This is a genomic window from Nostoc sp. (assembly GCF_036917465.1).
Classification (GTDB): Bacteria; Cyanobacteriota; Cyanobacteriia; order Cyanobacteriales; family Nostocaceae; genus Nostoc.
This window is the reverse complement of sequence record NZ_JBALDL010000063.1, coordinates 38,806-51,534: the sequence shown is the minus strand read 5'-3', so window position 1 is coordinate 51,534 and position 12,729 is coordinate 38,806. Positions and strand designations below refer to the sequence as shown.

Genomic DNA, 12,729 nt, shown 5'->3' with positions numbered 1-12,729 from the left:
TGGTAAGTCGTAGCGATCGCCTGTTTTTCTTCCTCCCCTTGTTCACACATCCTTAATTTCATCAAATCCATCCTCGATTACGCGAACGGTGAGTTATTACTCATTACTTCAAACATTTTAGACAGTTGGAGTCAGGGATTTAAACCCCAACTCAACTGAGCGCAAAGTGGCGAAAGTGACCACCGGAGAGTATCTCCGTGGCACATTTCGCGCAAAGTCTGCCACAGGGAGTATCCCCGTGGCGAGCTTTGCGGTGCGTCACGGTTTCCGTGCGCCCAACTTTGTAAGAATACTACGTATTTTGGTTGGGGTCTTAAACCCTTGATTTGGCGATCAATATAAAGCCGTCCGATCTATGACGGGGCTTTTATCCCATTAATTCCGGTCAAGGGTTTGGCCATCTACCTGAGCAAGTTCAAGAGCAAACCCGTGAAGCATACCGCCTCTTTAAACAAGATCCGAGCCATCGAAGTTTACGCTTCAAAAAAGTACATCCAGAACTACCAATTTATTCAGCAAGAATTACCAAAAGTTATCGAGCAGCTGGACAGTTAGATGGAGAAACCGTTATTTGGTTTTGGGTTGGATCACACGCAGAATATAACAAGTTGCTTTCTCAGTTCTAGCTACACAGTGCGATCGCATACCCAATTTAGTCTCAACCACTATATTGTGTCTCTGTTGAGTGGGGTAGCATAATTAACAGCAAAGCAATCTTAGAATTTTCCAGATAATTTTATAGATATTCAAAAAACGCTTCTGGTACTAACTTAAATTTCCCAGATTTCAAGCTAGAGATATCCATCCATAATGCTTTATGTTTATGAGTTTGTGATTCTGAAAAAACTAAACTTTCTAGTTGATAAAATTTTGAATCAACAAAGTCACATTTGTAAAGTTGAATAATTTCATGACCTTGCCTACCATTAAATGTAAACAGGTTCTCTAAACAACCTAGATATTTAATATCCGTTAATTCTGCCTGAATTTCCTCTTGAAACTCTCGTTGTAGTGCGTCGTGGCTAGTTTCGCCAAATTCAACTCCACCGCCTAAAGCCCGATAAAATGTTTCGTGCTTCACGGGATCGTAGCCTTCAGACATAAATATGCGTTCGCCATCCCGAATTAGCCCCAAGGATATTACCCGAATTTCCCCTGCTTTATTCATTTTTGTAACTAATTATCGTAAATAGACTGAGGACGGCTTTCGCTATCCTCAATAGGCCAATCTGGATTTTCGCCACCGATATATAATTCTTCAATGGTCACATATTCTTGACTTAGCTGGGTAAGAGCGTTAATTAAAATATCCAGAGCGATCGCATCACTGGTTCCTAAGTCAAACCAACAACGCCCCCACTGTCCCTCATATTCAAACTCACCGATGTTGTGCATCAGTGCTAATAAACTTTTGTCATACCCTTGTTCATCATAATTCATGTAGCTGATATCGAGTCCAGTATCCTGCACCTGGAGATTCTCTGCATTAAATGCACCCAATTTACCCAGATAAAACCAAGAATTGAAAACTTCTTCTACATACTGCTTTTCACCCGCAGAAGGATTTGTGCTGAATTTCAGCCAAATCCACATATCAAAAGGATTAATTTCGCGGAACTGAATCTCCATTTTGGTCTAATATCTCAATTACTCTTCTGCAAATAAGCATATCAAAGTAGGGAATGGGGAAAAAACTTAATCACCAATGCCTAATGCCCAATTCCCAATTCCCAATTACCTAGCATCACTTAGGCTAGCAGCATTTTTGCGTTCGCGTTCAATTTGTTTGAGTAAATCGCCTGGGAGTTGGGATTTTTTAGTCAATGCTTTGTCAAAATTAGCGATCGCTTCCCGGATCATCTCCTGGCTTTTTTCTTTTTGCCCCAAGTTTTTTAGAATTTGGGCTTTGAGATAATAAATTTCTGGATTATTCAGATGTGCTTTTTAGCGCTCGGTTGACATATTCTAATGCCTGTGGATATCGTTTTAAATCTCGGTAAGCAAGAGCAATACCGCGATCCACGAGATATCCAGGAGCAGCATTTTTTTCTAAGCCTCCAATTGCCTGATCTGGGCTAGCAAAAGGCAAATTAACCGCCAACAGTAAATCCATATAACCCTTGATTAAATTCAGTTCTGGATCGTTGGCAGAAATTGCTTCGGCTTTATCTAAATATTCATAAACTTGCCGCAGGCGACCAAAAGCTTGCGGTACACCGTTGACAGTACCCTCACGGGTAATAATTACTGCTCCCTCTAAAAAATGACCGACAGCAGTGTATAAATTACCACGCAACGGATCGTTGGTAATCAGTTTTTGTCCGGCTTCTAGAGTTTTCTGACTGTAGGTGGCGAGTTTAGACCAATCTTTATTTCCGTATGCCAAAGATGCCTTCATCGCATAAGCTAGAGGTTCATTTGGCTCTTTGGATATTGCTTGTTGGAGATAACGGTCTGCTGCTGGATAGTTGCCCTGTTGAAAAATCGCTTTAAAAGCTGCTTCTGTTTGGTCGCCAATTTGATGAGGTTCGCTATTGCGAAACGGATCGCCAGCCAGTGAGGGATTTACCCACAGATTCAGTGCGATTGCCCAAGGGGCAACGCCAAAGGCGAACGCAGAGCCAAAAGCAGTATGAACAAGGGTAATGAGTCTCATAGGGACTGCTAATCGAGGCGAAGAAAACCTTTTAGTCATTTTAACCCTGAGAATAATTGCAGATGAAATAGTTGTATGTCTTAGTTAGAATGCAAAATAATGATTAATTTTAACTTGCCTCTGCCTCAACCCAAATTTTCTTATATAAAGGTTGACTTTGGTAATTTTTCTATATTTCCAGGCTCGTCATAGCCATTGTTTAAGGGTGAGTCTGCCACAATGGAGAAAAATTGGATGATTTTTGCTGCTAGATTAAGCTGTTAATCTAGGTAATGCATTATAAATTTTTCCAGGTACTCTCAGTGTCGCTAATCAGTAATTTGCTGACTTTTTGGTAATCTTAACAAATGCTCTATCTCCGAAATGTAAATTATCACCCTACAGCGTGTCCAACAGCAATTCTTAAATCGATCAACTTGGAATTAGCACCGCAGCAGCTAGGTCTGATTATTGGCCCCAGTGGTTCAGGAAAAAGTACCTTACTAGAGATTTTGTCAGGACTAGCTGAACCCACTACTGGCGCACTCTTCTGGCGGGAACAAGAACTTATAGCCGAACAGCTACAACAATTAGCTGGGTTAGTATTTCAGTTTCCAGAACGGCACTTTTGCGGTGGTTCAATTTTAGAAGAATTGCGTTTAGGACATCCTGAATTAGGGTCAGAACGAGTTAGACAGGCCCTAACTGAGGTGGGATTAGAGCATTTATCGCTTTCTGCTGCCCCCCATGCTTTGAGTGGTGGTCAACAACGACGTTTAGCTTTAGCGGTGCAATTGATTCGCCAGCCAAATTTACTGTTATTGGATGAACCCACGGCTGGGTTAGATTGGTCAATGCGTCGGCAATTAGTAAATTTATTAGCAAAGCTGAAACAAGATTGGACACTATTGATAGTTACACACGATGCTGGGGATCTGTTAGCGATCGCAGATCGTTGCTGGACACTCAACCACGGCGAACTACAATCAGTAGACCCAAAAACCCTAGAATCCAAAGTCAAAGAACCCCTACCATCGGTATAGAAAGGTAACTGGAGAATGGGGACTGGGGACTGGGTACTGGAGAAAAAATAATACCCAATGACAAATGACAAATGACAAACTTATTGCCTGAGACGGCAGAAATCTGGCAGAAAACTCTGAATTGGCAACCAACTGTCCAACAGCAAGCACAATTCCAAAGGCTTTATGAGTTAATCCTAGAAGGTAATAGCCAACTAAATTTAACTCGCATTACTGACCCCCAAGAGTTTTGGGAAAAACATCTCTGGGATTCTCTACGAGGAATTGCACCCCTGTTATCAGGAAATTTATCTCTGGCTTCCCCTACTATTATTGATATCGGTACAGGTGCAGGTTTTCCGGGTGTTCCAGTGACAATTACAGTACCTAATTGCACAATTACTCTTCTCGATTCCACTCGAAAAAAAATTACTTTTCTTGACAATATATTAACTGAACTTGCCCTTACTAATGCCAAAACTATTGTTGGTAGGGCTGAAGAAATCGGTCAGAACTCTCAGCATCGACTAGCTTATGATATTGCATTGATTCGGGCTGTAGGGGCAGTCTCTGTCTGTGCAGAATATACCTTACCACTGCTCAAACAGGGAGGTTTAGCTATAATTTATCGCGGTAATTGGACAGAGGATGAAACAACAGCTTTGCAAAATGCTGTGAAACAGTTGGGTGGCGTTATTGAATCAATTGAACAATTTACAACACCCTTGAGTCACAGCATCCGGCACTGTGTGTATTTGCGTAAGGTAGCCACCACACCAATTCAGTTTCCCCGTGCTATTGGTGTACCTACTCAAAAGCCTCTTTGACTAATTCATAATTCCTAATTAGAAAGAGTATAAACCTCCATTAATTGTAATTACTTTGACAGAGATGGAAGATAAATTTTTTATTTTTATATCTCCCTTGCTCCTAATGTTTAAGCTAATTTACTTGCTGCTGCAAATCGCTTGTTAATCTCATCCCAATTAATTACGTTCCACCAAGCATCTAAATAATCGGCGCGGCGATTCTGGTAATTGAGATAATATGCGTGTTCCCATACATCATTACCCAGGATGGGATATTTACCTGCACTTAAGGGACTATCTTGGTTAGCTGTAGTTGCCACTTCCAACTTGCCACCTTTATTACGCACTAGCCAAACCCAACCACTACCAAAACGACCAGCACCGGCTTCATTAAATTGCTTTTTGAAAGCGGCAAAACTGCCAAAGCTTTGATTAATTGCGGAGGCTATATTTCCTGTTGGTTCTCCTCCACCTTTTGGCTTCATAATTTCCCAGAACATTGAGTGGTTCACATGGCCACCCCCATTATTACGTACTGTTTTGCGAATATCTTGTGGTACTTTGTCAAGTTTCTGCAACAGTTCTTCAATAGTTTTGCCTTTCAGTTCTGGGTGTTTATCTAATGCTGCATTCAGGTTTTTTACATAAGTTGCGTGGTGTTTGTCGTGATGAAATTGCATCGTTTTAGCATCGATGTGTGGTTCAAGTGCTTCGTACGCATAAGGTAAAGGCGGTAGTTGGATGGCACCTGCTTTATTTAGTGTTGTATTTCCTTTTGTATTTGGTGTTGATTCAGGAGTTGCAGCGTTTCCATCAGGAGATTTTTCTGCCAATGCACAAGCATCGAATACAAAAGCACCCGCACCTGCTGTTAGTAAAAACAAGAAATTGCGTCGATCAATAGCCATATAAGTTTTTGCACCTAATTAATTAAGTCTCTATTGCCGTTTTTATTTTCTTAGATTTTGGCTACAAAAAATTGGAAGTTTGCGATTATTTATGGCAGTTTAAGAAACTATTTATAAGCGCTTCGGAGTATAAAATATAATTGTTTTGTGTGCGATCGCTGTAATTGGTGGTGAGGGATAGGTTAGCGATCGCATCCAGAATCATTACCACACCGCCGTTAATCCAATTTTTTCACAAGCTCACCAGCGATAATTCGCCGCACCATCTAAACCTTATAAATTCAAAGCCGAACTCAACCCGGATCACTTTGAGTCCGTTCCCCAAACTCTACTACAACACTCACCCGACTAATCACAATCACAGTCTCCACTCAAACCGCACTCCTAATCTCTAAACTCAGAATTATCGGCAAAGCACACGACCTACTCTGGTTCCTTATCGGCTCCGCTAACCCCGACAACACCATCGCCCTCTCTCAAAAAATTATCGCTAAGGAATTAAACACTTACTCTCAGGATGTTTCTAAATACTCACAAATCCTTCAAGACAACTCCCTAATCACTAACATCCAATGTAAATAGTTTTTGCAGTGATTGAATCATTATTTCATCCTGATTATGGATTTGACACTTCACACTGCTGTAACCTGAAAATTAAGAGTTAACGGGGTGTAGCGGCCAAAGGTGAAAGTAAATCGGCATGGACACGCCAAGGTTCTTACTCAGCAAGAGATACAGCAAATTTTCGCTATTGGGTTAACAAATGACCGCGATGGCTACGCCCGCCGCAGGCATCGCACGACGCAAGGCCAAGATCAGAGTGTATCGGTCAAAAATTGGATTAACGGCAGTGTGGTGATGATTCTGGATGCGATCGCTAACCATACCTCGCCACCAATTACAGCGATTGCCCCTACACCCCGTCACAGAGATTGCACACAAAACAATTATATTTACGCTCCGAAGCGCTTATAATATTCTGTCCCCAGTTTTGGGATCAAATACAAACAAGTGATTCAAATCAAGTTGTAGAAAAAGACGATCGCCTGGACGCGATCGCATATCCCCGCCCACCTGAATGTTCAACACTACCGCCGAACCAGGTAAGCCAGCACGAATCAAAGTTTCCCTTCCCAAAGGTTCCACCACCTTAACTTCCACAATCAGCCGACTCTCATTTCCTTCTTCGCGTCCTTGGCGACTTGGCGGTTCGTCAATAAAAATATGCTCTGGACGAATCCCCAAATCATAACTGTATCCCTGACACAACCGTAATTTTTCATTCACCTCTGCCGAAACCGTTAATAACTGTCCACTCACATCAAAACCGTTATTTTGATAGATTGCAGGCAAGATATTCATTGGTGGACTGCCTAAAAAAGTTGCCACCATCTGATTAGCAGGACTTGCATAAATACTTTGGGGATCGCCGATTTGTTGAATTCGCCCGCGATTTAGCACAACAATTTTATCAGCCAAAGTCATTGCTTCCACTTGATCGTGGGTGACATAAATTGTGGTAATGCCTAATTTTTGATGTAACTGTTTCAACTCTGCCCTTGTATCGTCGCGCAATTGGGCATCTAAATTAGATAAAGGTTCATCAAGTAAAAACACTTGTGGTTGACGAGCGATCGCTCTCCCTAATGCTACCCGTTGTTGCTGTCCCCCAGAAAGCTGTTTGGGTTTACGATCCAGTAGGTGATCCAGAGATAGCGATCGCGCCACATTCATCACTCTTTCTTGAATGATTTTCCGGTCAACCTGACGCATCTGTAAGCCAAAGCCGATGTTTTCCGCCACGCTCATGTGAGGATAGAGAGCGTAATTCTGGAACACCATCGCCACATCTCGCTGTCTGGCTGGGATATTATTCACCAAGCGATCGCCAATAAATAGTTTACCAGATGTGGCGGTTTCTAAACCTGCGATCGTCCGCAAAATTGTCGATTTACCACAACCTGATGGCCCGACTAAAACCCAAAACTCGCCATCAGGAATTTCAAAGGTAATATCCTCAATAGCGGTGACGTTATTGAATCTACGCTTAATATCTTCTAGACGAACGTTTGCCATTATCTGATTCGATATTTTTAGTCTGGGATCTGTGGCACTTTCAACTCAGCATTAGGGGCTTTTATCCGTCCCCTCTGAGGAGTTTTGAAGCTGCTTTGTAAGTGCAGAAACTTGCTTATCCTGCACAACTCTAATCAGAAATCTTAGAGCCTCATTGACGGCATCAGCATTGGGAAAAACCTCTACAACATCAGGTTCTAAATGTTGTCTTACCAAAACTCTTTCGTTCAGCGCCGAACTTTCTGACCCTTAGACTCTTTAAGTCATACTCTGAACGCAGATCGTCTTCCATTTCTGACTTACCTTTCTTCATCAGCTTCTCGCTCGGATCGCGTTACTTCTCTTGCACTAATGAGACGAATTGAATTTCCTCTTTCCGTATACGACATAATTAATAAGCGTCCCCGACTTGATTTTCTAATAATAAGGTAACGATCCTGATCATCTGAGTACTCTGGATCGTAGAAGTCAACATAGAGCGGATTATCGAAAACAGTTTTGGCTTCTTCAAAGGAAACCTGATGTTTTAAAATATTTCTTGCCGCTTTCTTTTCGTCCTACTCAAACTTTATGGAATTATTAAATCACTCTTTTCTATACCTGGAGAAAGCAGGTATTTTTTCATCATTTTTTGTTTCTAAACAAAGTTCAATTACTTCTTTAATATTAGTCATCAACTCATCAATTGTTTCTCCTTGACTGTAACAGGCTTGTAGCTGAGGGACTTCTCCGACATAGTAACCATCTTCATCCCGTTCAATGATGACGTAGAATTATCGCTTGGTGGGATTAATCATAATCTATTTGTCCGTAAGCTCAAAATCATTTTTCTGGATTCTTTGACCAAGCTGGGTGAGACAGTAAAGAAGCAAATACTCGTACCCCCCGAAGCTGATTAGAGAGGGGTAAGTGACCTCTAGGCGCACTCAAATCCCAGGTAAACTCGTTAGGGTATCGCGTCCAGCTATTACCTGCTTTCCAGCCAATTTTTGGCCAGAAATTCTCCCAGTTTTTACCCAAACTTAACCAGATTTCTCGCTGCACTGAAAAGCCAAATTTACCTTCAGAGTGGACTAACCAGAGGTTGTTAATGGTTTGTAAGTCAACAGCCGAGGTCTTTTCTACTTCAGTAAAATACAACCATTTTCGTTGTACAGCCGTTGGCCCTGATAGCTCACACATTTTTTCGATGCTCACGCGATCGGCTGCTTGGAAGTCTTGAACAGCAAGTAGCTGTTGCAAAGAATTATAGTTAATCCCACACTCTGATTTTAGAGGTACAATTCCCTCAGGAAAACAAGAGCGCAGAAATTCTTTGGCTTCAGGTGCATCAGATTTATAGAGGACTTGGTAAGCTTTGCCATCAATCCAAGTCGCTGGGTTATCACGTCGTTTCAGTAAAAATTCCATCAACACGTCTAATCCCTCATTACCCAACTCAGCTAATTGTGGGATTATCTGTTGTTGGACTTTTTCAGACCCAGCGATTAACGGTCGTCGGAGGGAGTCGATGTCATTTGCAGGGCCTGATAAAATCATTGGGTCTGTCATGCCATTCTCGTTTTAGCGGTCAGTGAAAGAGTGGTAAGCTATCTGGCATTCTCCAAAGTGAAGCACTGATAGCGAAAAGTAGTTTACTATTTTTGATCGTACAAAATTGCGATCGCTTCACTCAATCCCACACTTAATCCCCAAATAATGTACAAGGGGAATAGGGGGAAAATCTGTGCCTTCTGGCTTGGTGAACAAAAGACATAGCAAAATATACAAGCCTGCCACATAAGGATTTTTTGACTAGCAGCGTATCGATTAGGAGTGTGTGAACAATGTACGAAAAGATTACCCCCCCAGCAGCCGGAGCAAAAATCACCTTCAAAGATGGTGAACCAATCGTACCGGACAATCCAATTATCCCTTTTATTCGTGGCGACGGCACAGGTATAGACATCTGGCCTGCTACCCAAAAGGTGTTAGATGCTGCGGTAGCTAAAGCATACAAGGGTCAGCGTCAAATCAGTTGGTTCAAGGTTTACGCTGGTGATGAAGCTTGTGATTTATATGGAACTTATCAGTATTTACCTCAAGACACTCTTACGGCTATTGAAGAATATGGTGTCGCAATTAAAGGGCCTTTGACTACTCCCATTGGGGGGGGAATTCGTTCTTTAAATGTGGCACTGCGGCAAATTTTTGACTTGTATGCCTGCGTGCGTCCTTGCCGTTACTATGCAGGTACGCCCTCACCACACAAAAATCCTGAGAAGCTGGATGTAATTGTTTATCGTGAGAATACAGAAGATATTTATTTAGGCATTGAGTGGCGACAAGGTAGCGAAATTGGCGATCGCTTAATTAAAATTCTCAATGAAGAACTGATCCCCGCCACCCCAGAGCATGGCAAAAAACGAATTCCTCTTGATTCTGGTATTGGCATCAAACCCATCAGCAAAACTGGTTCCCAGCGCCTAGTTAGACGTGCCATCAAACATGCCTTGCTATTGCCCAAAAACAAGCAACAAGTGACTTTGGTGCATAAAGGCAACATCATGAAGTACACCGAAGGCGCTTTCCGCGACTGGGGTTATGAACTAGCAACCAGTGAATTTCGCCAAGAAACTGTCACTGAACAAGAATCTTGGATTTTGAGTAACAAGGAAAAAAATCCGAATATTTCTTTGGAAGAAAACGCCCGCCAGATTGAACCTGGGTTTGATAATCTCACTCCAGACAAGAAAGCGCAAGTTGTCAAGGAAGTTGAAACTGTTCTCAACACAATTTGGGCAACCCACGGCGATGGCAAATGGAAAGAGAAAGTTTTGGTGAATGACCGGATTGCTGACAGCATTTTTCAACAAATCCAAACCAGACCGGATGAGTATTCGATTCTGGCGACGATGAACTTAAACGGCGATTATTTGTCTGATGCGGCTGCTGCGATCGTTGGGGGATTGGGAATGGGGCCAGGGGCAAATATTGGTGATTCTAGTGCCATATTTGAAGCTACCCACGGCACCGCACCCAAACACGCCGGATTGGATCGGATTAATCCTGGTTCAGTGATTTTGTCTGGTGTAATGATGCTGGAATTTATGGGTTGGCAAGAAGCCGCAGACCTAGTTAAGAAAGGTTTAAGCGATGCGATCGCAAGTAGTCAAGTGACTTACGATTTAGCCCGGTTGCTAGAACCGCCTGTTGAACCGTTAAAATGTTCTGAATTTGCCGAGGCAATTATTCAACATTTTGGTTAATTCTATTAGGGCTAATTAGTCAATTGATACTCCCCACCGCATGGGCGGATGGGGATTCTTAAGTAAGAAAGTCATGAGGCTAGGATCTATTAACCAACAGCCTCATAATCTTCGCCCTAGCTGGCTATGATTAGAAAATTGTGATTTTATTAGCTGCTTTAGTCGCTTTTTCCCTAGCCTCTTGGACATTTACACCCTTTGCTAAAGCTACGCCCATTCGCCGATATGGATGAGCATTAGGTTTACCAAATAATCTAATATCTACATCTTTTTCTGACAAAGCATCTGCTACACCACTAAAACTAATAGAATCAGATTTTTCTGAAGCTAAAATTACTGCACTAGCTGATGCTCCTAGCTGTTCTATATGAGGAATTGGTAAGCCTAAAATCGCTCTTAAATGTAGTTCAAATTCATTAAAATTTTGTGAAATTAGTGTCACCATTCCTGTATCGTGAGGTCTGGGAGAAAGTTCGGAAAAAATGACTTCATCTTTGGTAATGAAAAACTCAACACCAAAAATTCCGGCTCCTCCTAAAGCATCAGTGACTTTTATGGCTATTTCTTGAGCTTTTAATATCTTGTCTTCAGAAATAAGCGCGGGTTGCCATGATTCTTGATAATCGCCTCGTTCTTGGCGATGACCAATAGGAGAACAGAAAATTGTTGGTGCATCCCACTGTTTAATTGTCAATAAAGTTATCTCTATTTCAAAATCAATAAATTCTTCTACGATCACCTTTTGGCTGTCTCCTCTAGAATTAGCGATCGCATAATTCCAAGCCTTCTCAACTTCACTCCTATTCTGTACCACAGACTGACCTTTACCAGAAGATGACATCACAGGTTTAACAACATTACTAAACCCAATTTCATCAGAAACTGTAATCAATTCTTCTAGTGTTGTTGCATAACCATAAGTAGCCGTTCTAATGCCCAATTTTTGATGCGCTAGCTCCCGAATTCTGTCGCGGTTCATTGTATAGTTAGTAGCAGCCGCAGTTGGTATAACTGTAATTCCTCGCTGCTCAAATTCGATCAGTTTTTCTGTTCTGATTGCTTCAATTTCTGGTATAATCATGTTTGGCTGATATTTTGTCACTACAGCTTCTAAATCATCAGCACTGAGCATAGAAATCACTTCATAAGCATCAGCAACTTGCATAGCTGGAGCATTGGCGTAGCGGTCAACGGCAATCACATAATTACCAAGACGTTGAGCCGCGATCGCAAATTCTTTGCCTAGTTCTCCTGAACCCAGCAACATCAATTTTTGGGGCAACTTAATACTCATTAACTTATCCAGGTCAATGTCAATCCAATAATCTTATAATTTTTTGTGTTTTAATTACCGTCTTTTCAAGAGTTAAATCTAGCTCCGCGCAGTTGTAAATCTTGCCGTTGTAGCTGAGTTAAACCAGTGCCTACACCAAGCTGACACTTATCTACTAGAGTTTCTAACCAAATAGTCTCATCCAAAGTTGCACCTCGTAAATCTGCATTTCTCAAATCGGCTTTCATCAAATTTGCAAATAAAAGGTCTGCATTAACTAAACTACTACCTTGCAAATTTGCTCCTGATAAATTTCCTCGGATGAAGTTTAATCCATCTAAATTTAAACTAGATAAATCTGCTCCTATTAGATTCGGAAATTTTAGCTGACTGGGATATTTAAAAAACCGCATCATGCAAATAATATTTGCTTCATTTAGGCAGATTTTTGTTAAAAACTCATAACGAGCGATGCCCAGTTGCTTAAGAATTTGTAGACGCTGTGGCGCACTTTGTTCTAAAAACTGGATGGCTGTATGGCGTAGGTCTTGAGTCGGCCGATTTAGCATAATTTTCAGATTATCACGATCCTTGTGATAATTAAAAGTTTTACTTTAATGCAAAAACCCCGACTTTTTTAAGAAATCGGGGTTCTAATATACATCTCCAAGAAATTAATTATACTTTACCTGAAATCCTTGTAGATAAGTTGCATTGCAACATTTATAAATTCTTTCTTACTAGAAGATGTCTAATAG

Annotated in this window: 15 protein-coding genes and 2 pseudogenes; 5 read left to right on the top strand and 12 right to left on the bottom strand. The window is 41.4% G+C overall.

Annotated elements, in window-relative coordinates:
* Nucleotides 1–374 precede the first annotated feature (374 nt).
* Complete coding sequence (locus tag V7K38_RS29680; RefSeq protein ID WP_442940771.1) at nucleotides 375–626, top strand: ParE family toxin-like protein; 252 nt, start codon at nucleotides 375–377, stop codon at nucleotides 624–626.
* A 110-nt stretch (nucleotides 627–736) separates the two neighbouring features.
* On the opposite strand, the gene V7K38_RS14195 is transcribed toward V7K38_RS29680, so the two are convergent.
* The 3 genes and pseudogenes from V7K38_RS14195 to V7K38_RS14185 form a co-directional block, all read right to left on the bottom strand.
* The gene (locus V7K38_RS14195) at nucleotides 737–1,168 is read right to left on the bottom strand and encodes an NUDIX hydrolase (protein WP_334858674.1); all 432 of its coding nucleotides are present in this window, start codon (nucleotides 1,166–1,168) and stop codon (nucleotides 737–739) included.
* An 8-nt stretch (nucleotides 1,169–1,176) separates the two neighbouring features.
* Entirely contained in the window at nucleotides 1,177–1,629 is a 453-nt protein-coding gene (locus tag V7K38_RS14190; protein WP_334858672.1) for a DUF3531 family protein, read from the bottom strand.
* Nucleotides 1,630–1,734: 105 nt separating this feature from the next.
* Nucleotides 1,735–2,695, bottom strand: a pseudogene (locus tag V7K38_RS14185) (Sll0314/Alr1548 family TPR repeat-containing protein).
* 308 nt (nucleotides 2,696–3,003) lie between these two features.
* Here V7K38_RS14185 and V7K38_RS14180 point away from each other — a divergent pair.
* Together V7K38_RS14180 and rsmG are read left to right on the top strand one after the other, a co-directional pair.
* Complete coding sequence (locus tag V7K38_RS14180; RefSeq protein ID WP_334858670.1) at nucleotides 3,004–3,678, top strand: ABC transporter ATP-binding protein; 675 nt, start codon at nucleotides 3,004–3,006, stop codon at nucleotides 3,676–3,678.
* A gap of 71 nt (nucleotides 3,679–3,749) precedes the next feature.
* Nucleotides 3,750–4,484 (top strand): 16S rRNA (guanine(527)-N(7))-methyltransferase RsmG, encoded by a 735-nt coding sequence (gene rsmG, locus V7K38_RS14175; protein WP_334858668.1) that lies wholly within the window; start codon nucleotides 3,750–3,752, stop codon nucleotides 4,482–4,484.
* A 110-nt stretch (nucleotides 4,485–4,594) separates the two neighbouring features.
* On the opposite strand, the gene V7K38_RS14170 is transcribed toward rsmG, so the two are convergent.
* Together V7K38_RS14170 and V7K38_RS14165 are read right to left on the bottom strand one after the other, a co-directional pair.
* A complete protein-coding gene (locus V7K38_RS14170; RefSeq protein ID WP_334858667.1) occupies nucleotides 4,595–5,374 on the bottom strand; it encodes a superoxide dismutase in 780 nt (259 codons plus the stop codon).
* 85 nt (nucleotides 5,375–5,459) lie between these two features.
* The gene (locus V7K38_RS14165; protein WP_334858665.1) at nucleotides 5,460–5,585 is read right to left on the bottom strand and encodes a hypothetical protein; all 126 of its coding nucleotides are present in this window, start codon (nucleotides 5,583–5,585) and stop codon (nucleotides 5,460–5,462) included.
* A gap of 473 nt (nucleotides 5,586–6,058) precedes the next feature.
* Here V7K38_RS14165 and V7K38_RS14160 point away from each other — a divergent pair, with 473 nt between their 5' ends.
* On the top strand, nucleotides 6,059–6,349 hold the full coding sequence (locus V7K38_RS14160) for a hypothetical protein (protein WP_334858663.1): 291 nt from the start codon (nucleotides 6,059–6,061) through the stop codon (nucleotides 6,347–6,349).
* Here V7K38_RS14160 and V7K38_RS14155 read toward each other — a convergent pair.
* The 5 genes and pseudogenes from V7K38_RS14155 to V7K38_RS14135 all read right to left on the bottom strand — a co-directional run bounded on the left by V7K38_RS14155 (nucleotide 6,344) and on the right by V7K38_RS14135 (nucleotide 9,001).
* Entirely contained in the window at nucleotides 6,344–7,450 is a 1,107-nt protein-coding gene (locus tag V7K38_RS14155; protein ID WP_334858661.1) for an ABC transporter ATP-binding protein, read from the bottom strand. The genes V7K38_RS14160 and V7K38_RS14155 overlap by 6 nt on opposite strands.
* 51 nt (nucleotides 7,451–7,501) lie before the next feature.
* Nucleotides 7,502–7,666: a hypothetical protein gene (locus V7K38_RS14150; RefSeq protein ID WP_334858659.1), complete on the bottom strand. Its 165-nt coding sequence runs from the start codon at nucleotides 7,664–7,666 to the stop codon at nucleotides 7,502–7,504.
* Nucleotides 7,667–7,749: 83 nt separating this feature from the next.
* Nucleotides 7,750–7,995: pseudogene (locus V7K38_RS14145) on the bottom strand (BrnT family toxin); the annotation flags it as partial.
* Nucleotides 7,996–8,034: 39 nt separating this feature from the next.
* Nucleotides 8,035–8,214, bottom strand: coding sequence for a type II toxin-antitoxin system HicB family antitoxin (locus V7K38_RS14140; protein ID WP_334858679.1), 180 nt, complete (start codon nucleotides 8,212–8,214; stop codon nucleotides 8,035–8,037).
* 58 nt (nucleotides 8,215–8,272) lie between these two features.
* On the bottom strand, nucleotides 8,273–9,001 hold the full coding sequence (locus V7K38_RS14135) for a GUN4 domain-containing protein (protein ID WP_334858657.1): 729 nt from the start codon (nucleotides 8,999–9,001) through the stop codon (nucleotides 8,273–8,275).
* A gap of 275 nt (nucleotides 9,002–9,276) precedes the next feature.
* On the opposite strand from V7K38_RS14135, the gene V7K38_RS14130 reads away from it, so the two are divergent.
* The gene (locus V7K38_RS14130; RefSeq protein ID WP_334858655.1) at nucleotides 9,277–10,698 is read left to right on the top strand and encodes an NADP-dependent isocitrate dehydrogenase; all 1,422 of its coding nucleotides are present in this window, start codon (nucleotides 9,277–9,279) and stop codon (nucleotides 10,696–10,698) included.
* A gap of 130 nt (nucleotides 10,699–10,828) precedes the next feature.
* Here the strand turns inward: V7K38_RS14130 and purT are convergent, their stop codons facing one another.
* Together purT and V7K38_RS14120 are read right to left on the bottom strand one after the other, a co-directional pair.
* Nucleotides 10,829–11,992 (bottom strand): formate-dependent phosphoribosylglycinamide formyltransferase, encoded by a 1,164-nt coding sequence (purT, locus tag V7K38_RS14125; protein WP_334858653.1) that lies wholly within the window; start codon nucleotides 11,990–11,992, stop codon nucleotides 10,829–10,831.
* A 65-nt stretch (nucleotides 11,993–12,057) separates the two neighbouring features.
* On the bottom strand, nucleotides 12,058–12,540 hold the full coding sequence (locus V7K38_RS14120) for a pentapeptide repeat-containing protein (RefSeq protein ID WP_334858651.1): 483 nt from the start codon (nucleotides 12,538–12,540) through the stop codon (nucleotides 12,058–12,060).
* Nucleotides 12,541–12,729 lie beyond the last annotated feature (189 nt).

Bases quoted from the DNA above. Each gene is read 5' to 3' on its own strand.
- rsmG (WP_334858668.1), top strand. From the start codon at position 3,750: ATGACAAACTTATTGCCTGAGACGGCAGAAATCTGGCAGAAAACTCTG.
- purT (WP_334858653.1), bottom strand. From the start codon at position 11,992: ATGAGTATTAAGTTGCCCCAAAAATTGATGTTGCTGGGTTCAGGAGAA.
- V7K38_RS14135 (WP_334858657.1), bottom strand. From the start codon at position 9,001: ATGACAGACCCAATGATTTTATCAGGCCCTGCAAATGACATCGACTCC.
- V7K38_RS14180 (WP_334858670.1), top strand. From the start codon at position 3,004: ATGCTCTATCTCCGAAATGTAAATTATCACCCTACAGCGTGTCCAACA.
- V7K38_RS14170 (WP_334858667.1), bottom strand. From the start codon at position 5,374: ATGGCTATTGATCGACGCAATTTCTTGTTTTTACTAACAGCAGGTGCG.
- V7K38_RS14190 (WP_334858672.1), bottom strand. From the start codon at position 1,629: ATGGAGATTCAGTTCCGCGAAATTAATCCTTTTGATATGTGGATTTGG.
- V7K38_RS14195 (WP_334858674.1), bottom strand. From the start codon at position 1,168: ATGAATAAAGCAGGGGAAATTCGGGTAATATCCTTGGGGCTAATTCGG.
- V7K38_RS14130 (WP_334858655.1), top strand. From the start codon at position 9,277: ATGTACGAAAAGATTACCCCCCCAGCAGCCGGAGCAAAAATCACCTTC.
- V7K38_RS14120 (WP_334858651.1), bottom strand. From the start codon at position 12,540: ATGCTAAATCGGCCGACTCAAGACCTACGCCATACAGCCATCCAGTTT.
- V7K38_RS14155 (WP_334858661.1), bottom strand. From the start codon at position 7,450: ATGGCAAACGTTCGTCTAGAAGATATTAAGCGTAGATTCAATAACGTC.